The 7,954-nt window shown below is 64.5% G+C and carries 9 protein-coding genes and 1 tRNA gene; 9 read left to right on the forward strand and 1 reads right to left on the reverse strand.

Translation table 11 applies throughout. The features are described from left to right. The first annotated feature begins 462 nt into the window (after window positions 1-462). From ACFQ50_RS23905 to ACFQ50_RS23935, 7 genes are all read left to right on the forward strand, one after another. The gene (locus tag ACFQ50_RS23905) at window positions 463-882 is read left to right on the forward strand and encodes a DUF3052 domain-containing protein (RefSeq protein ID WP_377998097.1); all 420 of its coding nucleotides are present in this window, start codon (window positions 463-465) and stop codon (window positions 880-882) included. After that, window positions 879-1,382, forward strand: a complete 504-nt coding sequence (locus ACFQ50_RS23910; RefSeq protein WP_377998098.1) for a peroxiredoxin — start codon at window positions 879-881, stop codon at window positions 1,380-1,382. Before ACFQ50_RS23905 ends, ACFQ50_RS23910 begins: the two co-directional genes overlap by 4 nt. 16 nt (window positions 1,383-1,398) lie before the next feature. Continuing rightward, window positions 1,399-2,328 (forward strand): NAD-dependent protein deacetylase, encoded by a 930-nt coding sequence (locus tag ACFQ50_RS23915; RefSeq protein ID WP_377998099.1) that lies wholly within the window; start codon window positions 1,399-1,401, stop codon window positions 2,326-2,328. 81 nt (window positions 2,329-2,409) lie between these two features. Continuing rightward, window positions 2,410-2,482: transfer RNA gene (locus tag ACFQ50_RS23920), tRNA-Val, on the forward strand. 114 nt (window positions 2,483-2,596) lie between these two features. Beyond that, entirely contained in the window at window positions 2,597-2,917 is a 321-nt protein-coding gene (locus ACFQ50_RS23925; protein WP_377998100.1) for a hypothetical protein, read from the forward strand. Window positions 2,918-3,240: 323 nt separating this feature from the next. Further along, window positions 3,241-4,038 carry an IclR family transcriptional regulator gene (locus ACFQ50_RS23930; protein ID WP_377998101.1) on the forward strand — a complete coding sequence of 266 codons (798 nt, stop codon included), beginning with the start codon at window positions 3,241-3,243 and terminating at the stop codon, window positions 4,036-4,038. Window positions 4,039-4,165: 127 nt separating this feature from the next. Continuing rightward, window positions 4,166-5,515 (forward strand): MFS transporter, encoded by a 1,350-nt coding sequence (locus tag ACFQ50_RS23935; protein WP_377998102.1) that lies wholly within the window; start codon window positions 4,166-4,168, stop codon window positions 5,513-5,515. Window positions 5,516-5,734: 219 nt separating this feature from the next. Here ACFQ50_RS23935 and ACFQ50_RS23940 read toward each other — a convergent pair whose 3' ends face one another. Next, the gene (locus ACFQ50_RS23940; protein ID WP_377998103.1) at window positions 5,735-6,799 is read right to left on the reverse strand and encodes a D-2-hydroxyacid dehydrogenase; all 1,065 of its coding nucleotides are present in this window, start codon (window positions 6,797-6,799) and stop codon (window positions 5,735-5,737) included. A gap of 80 nt (window positions 6,800-6,879) precedes the next feature. Between ACFQ50_RS23940 and ACFQ50_RS23945 the strand changes: the two genes are divergently transcribed. Together ACFQ50_RS23945 and ACFQ50_RS23950 are read left to right on the forward strand one after the other, a co-directional pair. Then, window positions 6,880-7,809 (forward strand): NAD(P)-dependent oxidoreductase, encoded by a 930-nt coding sequence (locus ACFQ50_RS23945; RefSeq protein ID WP_377998104.1) that lies wholly within the window; start codon window positions 6,880-6,882, stop codon window positions 7,807-7,809. Then, window positions 7,806-7,954 (forward strand): SDR family NAD(P)-dependent oxidoreductase (locus ACFQ50_RS23950; protein ID WP_377998105.1); only part of this gene is annotated, 149 nt, incomplete at its 3' end. The genes ACFQ50_RS23945 and ACFQ50_RS23950, both read left to right, overlap by 4 nt.

The raw sequence follows: 7,954 nt of genomic DNA on the forward strand, positions 1-7,954 counted from the left end.
ACTCAACCCACTCGGCGGTCTCTTCCGGATCACGATCAGGCAGCTGGTTAGTCAACCCGCTGAGGATATGGGAGGTATCTTCTCCTGCAGCCACGTCCAACCTCTCTTTGCGCGCATTCATCGGCGCACTCAGGTCCGGCAGGGTAGCTGCCCGGCGTGAACGCGTCGTGTGCGTCGTATCGGTTACAACAGCCCGGTCATGTGCGCCGGGCAGGGTTCTATCTCGTGTGTATGACTGCCTATTGGGTCGGGGCGGTCGCCCCGCTAGGCATAGTTGTCAACAGTCACTGTAGCTCTGACGGCTTCCGGATGCGTAGCCGCACCTGAACCGCCTGCCCTATTTGACCGTCATACTTGTTGTGTGACGCACAATAAGCCGCACCGCGGCGCACGTAGCTTGAAGCACACGCCCAAAGGGTGTTGGCTTGGAGTAATTGAAATCACTAGGCACAGGAGGAACACGTGAGCGAGGCCGACGCCGCCACTTCGGTAAATGTGGCGGAAAAATTGGGTTTCAAGGACGGGGATCTGATTCAGGAGTTCGGTTACGACGACGACGTCGACTTCGACTTGCGTGATGACATAGAGGATCTGACGGGGTCGGAGCTTCTGGATGAGGATGATCACGACGTCGTGGACGCCGTGATCTTTTGGTGGCGGGACGGCGACGGCGACCTCGTGGACACGCTGGTCGATTCGCTCACGACGCTCACCGAGGGCGGGGTGGTGTGGGTCCTCACGCCCAAGTCCGGCCGTACCGGATACGTTTCGCCTTCCGACATCCAGGACGCCGCACCCACCGCAGGGCTGCACTGCACGACGTCCGCGGGCGTTTCCAAGGACTGGAGCGCCACGCGCCTGGTGACCAGGAAGAACAAGTGACCGGACAGGCCGCCGTTGCGTCGGTGGATCTGGCGGGAGTCCCTGAGGTTGGGCAGCAGGCCCCCGATTTCACCCTGGTCAATCAGTTCGGTGAGCCCGTCCGGCTTGCCGACTTCCGCGGACGCAACGTGGTGGTTATTTTCTACCCCTTCGCGTTCTCCGGGATCTGCACAGGCGAACTGTGTGAGATCCGCGACAACCTCGCAGCCTTCCAGCATGCCGACGCCGAAGTGCTGGCGGTCTCGGTGGACAGCAAGTTCGCCCTCCGTGCGTACGCCGAGCAGGAAGGCTATGGCTTCAGTCTGCTCGCGGACTTCTGGCCGCACGGCGCCGTTGCCCGGAAGTACGGCGTGTTCGACGAGGAAAGCGGAATGGCGCGGCGCGGGACATTCATCATCGACGCCGACGGAACGGTCCGCTACGTGGTCGTGAATCCGCGGGGCCAGGCCCGGGACCTCGGCGAGTACCGCCGCATCCTGGCAGAACTCGCCCGGGGCTAGGCGCCGGGGTTACCCGATGGACCAGCGGCGGACCGGCACCGGCCTGACAGGGTTTGCCAGTCTGCCGCCTGCCCCGCGCGCCGAGTCATCGGCCAGCGACCTCGATGTGCTGGGCGGGATCCGGGATGTGCTCGCCGGGCTGCCGTTGGCGCTTCTGACCGGGGCGGGGCTGAGCACGGACTCTGGCATTCCGGACTACCGGGGACCGGATTCGCCCCCGCGCTCACCCATGACCTATCAGGAGTTTGTCGGCGATGCTGCCAACCGGCAGCGGTACTGGGCGCGGAACCACATTGGCTGGTCCCACCTCAGGCGGGCCAATCCCAATGCCGGCCATGCCGCCGTCGTCCTCCTCGAGCAGCGCGGGCTCCTGACCGGACTGATCACCCAGAACGTGGACCGTCTTCACGAGGACGCGGGCAGTACCAACGTAGTTGACCTTCATGGACGCTTCGACCAGGTGATTTGCCTGGACTGCCGCCGCACCTACTCGAGGCAAATGCTGGCCGGGGTGCTGGAGGAACTGAACCCGGACTTCCTGGATCACGCCACCACGTCCGGTCTTGTCGAAATGGCCCCTGATGCCGATGCCACGGTGGAGGACCTGCGCCTGATCCGCAGCTTTGTGGTCGCCCGCTGCCCCGCGTGCGGTGGGGTCCTGAAACCGGACTTTGTGTACTTCGGTGAAAACGTCCCCAAGGACCGCGTGGAGCGGGCATACGCAATGGTGGATGAAGCCGAGGCCCTGCTTGTTGCCGGTTCCTCACTAAGCGTCATGAGCGGGCTGCGGTTTGTCCGCCATGCCGCCAAGCAAGGCAAACCTGTTGTCATCATCAACCGTGGCCAGACGCGCGGCGACGACCTCGCCACGATCAAGCTGGAAGCCGGAGTGAGCGAGTCCCTCGCCTGGCTGGCCGAAGAATTGCCGCCGCTCCCGGCAGCCTGACCCGATTAGCGTTTGGGGGCACTGTTCGGGTAGAGTCTATGTTCGTTGGTTCGAGCGCTTCGGCGCGAAAAACCTCTCTTTGGGTCTTTAGCTCAGCTGGTAGAGCGCCACGTTTACACCGTGGATGTCATCGGTTCGATCCCGGTAGGACCCACCTTCAAACCCCGTTTGACCAAGTTCTTGAACCTGGTCAGGCGGGGTTTTCTGTGTTTCCCAGTGCGTGACTGTGGCCCCGAAAAATGTCGGTGCCCGGCCATAGCCTGCGGGCATGGAACACGTACTTGTGAGGGTTGATGCCGACGGGCAGCCGGGGGCTGTCATCCGCGGCGGGCGGGAATGGACCGTAGGCGCGGAACCGCTGCGGTGGTTTGAACGCGTCAGCTGGTGGGAAGCGGAGCGCCGGATGCCGCTGGGACGTAGCCGCGTCGACGTGGAAGTGTGGCGGCTGCAGGCCCGGCTGGGGCGTAACGGGGGATCGGAGCTGACCACCATGGAGATCATCCGCGACGGACTCGGCGGCGGTTGGAGACTGCGGAGCGCGGTGGCGGACAACGCCGCTGCCGGTAACGCGGTTGCGACTGCGGCCTGAGCAGAGGGCTTCGGACCCGGAAGGCCGGAAAACCAGAAAGGCCTAAGAATTGGATAAGCCTTCCACCGCGACTATTGGGGGATGCCGCGGTGGAAGGCTTGACGTTGAATATACCGTGAACTTTCGGAAACACGAAACTGTTGCGGGGCGGCCTCCGCGCGCCGTCGGCAGGAAGGGTCCCGGCATGCCTTCGGCAGCAGCCGCCCAGCCAGTATGATGGTATGTGTTCAGTTGACTGGACGCTTTGGCATCGTCGCCGGTGTTTGGTGCGCGATGCAATCTGCTTGCCCCCGCTGTCTGAGCACGTATCGAAAAGGAGAATCATGGCCGATTCCCGCACCCCCAAAGCCAACGACGGACTGGGCAGCGCGTCCCCGGCGCCTGCCGTCACAAGGGCTGCCGCCGTCCTGGAGTCGCTCGCAGCGTCTGCCACTGGCCGGTTGACGCTCAGTGACCTCGCCCGGGACCTCGGAATCCCCAAATCTTCGACCTCCAACCTCCTGTTGGCCCTCGAGGAGGCCAGGCTTATCAGCAGGCAGGGCGCCGAATACACGCTGGGGCGCAAGCTCGTTGAACTGGGCGCCGCCTACCTGAGCCGGCTCGACGAAGTCCAGGAGTTTTACCGTTTCTGCGAGCAGGCGCCCACGTTGTCCGGTGAAACGGTGCGCATTGCCATGCTGGACGGCACCAACGTCATCTACCTGGCTCGCTATGAGGGCCATCCCGCCGTCCGTCTGACGTCCAATATTGGCGACAAGATGCCGGTTTCCCTCTGCGCCGTAGGCAAGGCGCTCATTGCGAGGCTTCATGACCATGACATCGATGCGATGTTCACGGACGACGCGGAACTCCCGGTGCTGACACCCAAATCGCTGCGCACGGGAGCGGAGCTGAAGGCGCAGCTGGAGGAGATCCGCGAGCAGGGCTTCGCGTTTGAAGACGAGGAATCCACCACCGGCGTGGTGTGCCTCGCCGTGACTGTGCCCACCCGCGGAGCCCACGGCCCCAGCCTTGGGCTGTCCGTCACCGCCCTGAAGGCGACCTACTCACAGGAGCAGGGCGCGCAGATGGTCAAGGAGCTCAATGAGCTGGCGAGGTCCCTGGGTAACCCCATGGGCTAGCAGGATTTCCCGGAGCTATTGGCGCTCCGTTCATCATGTTGTACGCTGTTCAATATAGTGATCGACGCGATGGTGTTGTCACTACTCACCAGGCCAACGGGGGTCTGGTGTCTTTGAGGGAGCGCTAGTGACAACTCGTACTGATTCACAGCTGGCTGATGCGGACGGCGCCGTCGTCGAACCGGAACAGCTGCGCAGGGCAACGCTTGCCAGCTCCGTAGGCTCCGCTCTGGAGTACTACGATTTCTACATCTACGGCCTGGCTTCGGCGCTGATCTTCGGGCCGCTGTTCTTCAAGCCGCTCGGCGATGAGGGTGCACTGATCGCATCATTCGCCACGTACGGTGTGGGCTTCGCTGCCCGCCCGTTCGGCGGGATCATCTTTGGTTTCATCGGCGACCGGTTCGGCCGGAAAATGGTCCTGATTCTCACGATCGGCCTGATGGGAACCGCCAGCTTCGCCATCGGACTCCTGCCTACCTTCGAGCAGGCCGGCATGCTGGGTGCCATCCTCCTCGTAACGTTGCGTATCCTCCAGGGGCTTGGTGCGGGAGCTGAGCAGGCAGGTGCCACCACCTTGATTTCCGAAGTCGCTCCGCGCCGCCGCCGTGGCTTTTTTGCTTCCCTTCCGTTCGTGGGGATCCAGCTGGGCACGCTCCTGGGTGCCGGCACGTTTGCGCTGATCGCCATGGCGGACAAGGCCGTACTTGAGGGCTGGCTGTGGCGTGTGCCCTTCCTTGCGAGCATCCTCCTGATAGCTGTGGCCATCTTCATCAGGCTGCGGCTCAAGGAAACGCCTGTGTTCCAGGAGCTTGAGAAGCACAAGAATGTCGTCAAGAACCCCATTGGCCAGCTCTGGAAGCACTCCAAGAAGAATGTCCTGGTGGGCATCGGCCTGCGCATGGGCGAGAACGGCAACTCCTCGATCTACTCTGCGCTCCTGATTGCGTTCATGGCAGCCCCGGCCGGCGTTTTCCCGGGCGACAAGTTCATCGGACCCGTCGGCCTTCTGATTGCTGCCGGATTTGCCGCCATCCTTGTGGTCACCTTCGGTGCCCTGTCCGACCGCTTTGGCCGCGTCCCGGTATACCGTTACGGCGCGCTGTTCCAGGCCCTGATTGCCTTCCCGGCGTTCTACCTCGTAACGCTGGGCAACGTGACCCTGGTCTGGATGGTCATGGTGGTGGGCATCGCCATCGGTGTCCAGTCGATGCTCGGCCCGCAGTGCCCGCTTCTGCCGGAGCTTTTCGGATCGCAATACCGTTTCACCGGCGTCGCCATGAGCCGCGAATTCTCCGCCGTCCTGGCCGGTGGCCTGGTTCCGCTGGTGGGCGCGTCCCTGCTTGCCGTAACGGGTCACTCCTGGCTGGTGCTGGCCATCTACTCGCTGGTCCTGGCCCTGATCTCCTTCGTGAGCACCTTCTTCACGCCGGAAACCAAGGGCCGCGACCTGGTTGCAATCGAGGACGCCCGCTAGGAGCAACTCGGCTAGACAGCACACAGCGCGAACGCACACTTGCGGCCCATCCCTTCATGGGGCGGGCCGCAAGTGTACGTTCGCGGTTGGCGTTGGGGCCTGAAGTGTACGCTCGCGCAGGAGCAGACTAGGGAAGGGCCCAACAGGAAGAGCCGGGCAACCCTGGGGCTGCCCGGCTCTCCGGTGTTTCTGCTGCAGGCGTGTCCTGCGGCAGGCGGTTTAGTAGAAGTGGACCGTATCCACGAGGTGGGGGAGTTCGCCGCCGTCGAGGAATGTCCTGAGGTTGCTGCAGAAGCGCTCTGCGATCAGGCGGTTCTCGGCGGCGCTGAGGGCCGAGGTGTGCGGCGACACCATGACACGCGGGTGGTTCCACAGCGGGCTGTCCCGCGGCAGGGGCTCGACAGCGAATACGTCGAGGCAGGCGTAGGCCACCTGACCGTTATCCAGGGCTTCGAGCAGCGCATCCTCGTCCACCACGGTTCCGCGGCCCACATTCACGAATACCGTGCCGGGCTTCATGGCCGCAAAAACCTCGCGGTTGAACAGCTTCTCCGTGTAGGGGGTGCCCGGGAGGGTGTTCACCACGGCGTCGGCCGAGGCGAGCAGCCCGGCCAGGCCGTTGTTGCCCGCCACTTCCTCGATGCCGTCGATCGGCTCCACGGAACGCTTGGTGCCGCTGACCTTCATGCCCAGTGCGCGGGCGATGCGGGCGGTTTCCAGCCCGATCTCCCCGAGCCCGGTGACCACCAGGGCGGAGCCGTTGACCAGTTTGGTGGGTATCCGCAGCTCCGGCCAGACTTTGGCGGCCTGGTCCTGGGCGAGCTCCGCGGTCCGCTTGAAACCGTTGAGGATGCCCAGCGCCGCAAACTCGGCGAGGGGCAGGGCATGCACCCCTGCGGACGTGGTCACGCTGAACTTGTTCAGGGTCCCGGCGTCGAGCCCGGAGGCCTTAACCGCCCCGCCGGCGCCCGCCGCCATGGCGTGGATCCACTGCAGGCGCGGGTTTTCCTTCGCGATTCGCGCCAGGCCGGCGGGGCTTTCATTCGGAAAGCCGTACAGCACGTCGGCCCTGCCCAGCATCTCCCAGTAGCGCTCCTCCTGCTTGGGCGTGCGCTTGAAGTCGGGGTCGCCGGCGTGGTCTGCCGGGAACCGTTCGGGCGGCAGCAGGTCGGGCTCATAAAGGACGGTCACGGAGGGATCTACGGCGCGGATGCGTTCCACGAACTCGGCTTCGAGCGGGACGGCGATCGCGACGGTGGTTTCAGTCGTCATACTGTTCATCATACTGAATAGAGGCTAGAATACTGAACAGATTTCCGGGGATCGACCAAAATTGACCACAACGAAGTGAGGTTCCGCTGCAGATGAACATACAGAGAGCAGGCTTCGTGGGCCTGGGCCTGATGGGGGCGCCGATGGCGGCGAATCTTGCGCGCGCGGGCTGGGCGGTGACGGCGTGGAACAGGTCGCCTGCCGCGCTGGAGGATTTCCGCCGGCTCGGCGGGTCCGCTGCGGAAGCCGTGGAGCAGCTCAGGGACGAGCCGGTGATCGTCTTCATGCTGCCGGACCTTGCCTACATTGAGGACGCGGCGGCCGGGCTGCTCGCGAGCTGGCGGACGTCACCACCGGCGGCGGGTACTGCCGTGGTGGTCATGAGCAGCGTTTCCCCCACGGCGGTCAAGGCGTTCGGGCAGAAGGTCCGGGCGGCCAGTTCAGGCCATGCCGTGGTGCTGGACGCGCCGGTCAGCGGCGGGACGAAGGGGGCGATCGATGGCACGCTGGCGATCATGGCCGGCGCGGACGACGGCGCCGACTTCCGCAGGCTGCTCCCGCTTTTCGAGGCCATGGGCACCACTGTAAGGCTGCTGGGACCGCTCGGTGCCGGGTCCCTGGCAAAGGCGTGCAACCAGCTGGTGGTCGGAACCACGACGGCGGCGCTCGCCGAGGCTGCCGAGCTCGCCGAACGCTCGGGCGTCGATGTCGCGGCCCTCTTCGAGGTCCTGTCCGGAGGCCTCGGCGGCAGCCGCGTCCTGGACCAGGTGGGCCCGCGGATTGCCCGGAAGGACTACACTCCCACCGGGCCGGCAAAGTTCATGCACAAGGACCTGACCTTCGTCGTGGAGTCCGCCGACGCCGCCGGGGCCGCCGTCCCGATGGCGCGGGCCGGCGTCGAGCTTTATGCCGAACTGAAGCGCCAGGGCCTGGGGGACCAGGACCTTGCCGTCGTCCGGCAAGCTATTTCAAACCTCAGCAGGACGGGCGCCGTGAGCGCCACAGAAAGGACCTCTTCATGACTTCACTTTTTGATTTGACCGGGCGGGTTGCTTTGGTGACGGGTTCGAGCCGGGGGATTGGTAATGCGTTGGCGCGGGGGCTGGCTGATGCGGGTGCGACGGTGGTGTTGAACGGTGTGAATGCGGAGCGGTTGAAGGCGGCTGA

The sequence above is a fragment of the Arthrobacter sp. NPDC056493 genome (assembly GCF_042795115.1).
Lineage (GTDB): Bacteria > Actinomycetota > Actinomycetes > Actinomycetales > Micrococcaceae > Arthrobacter.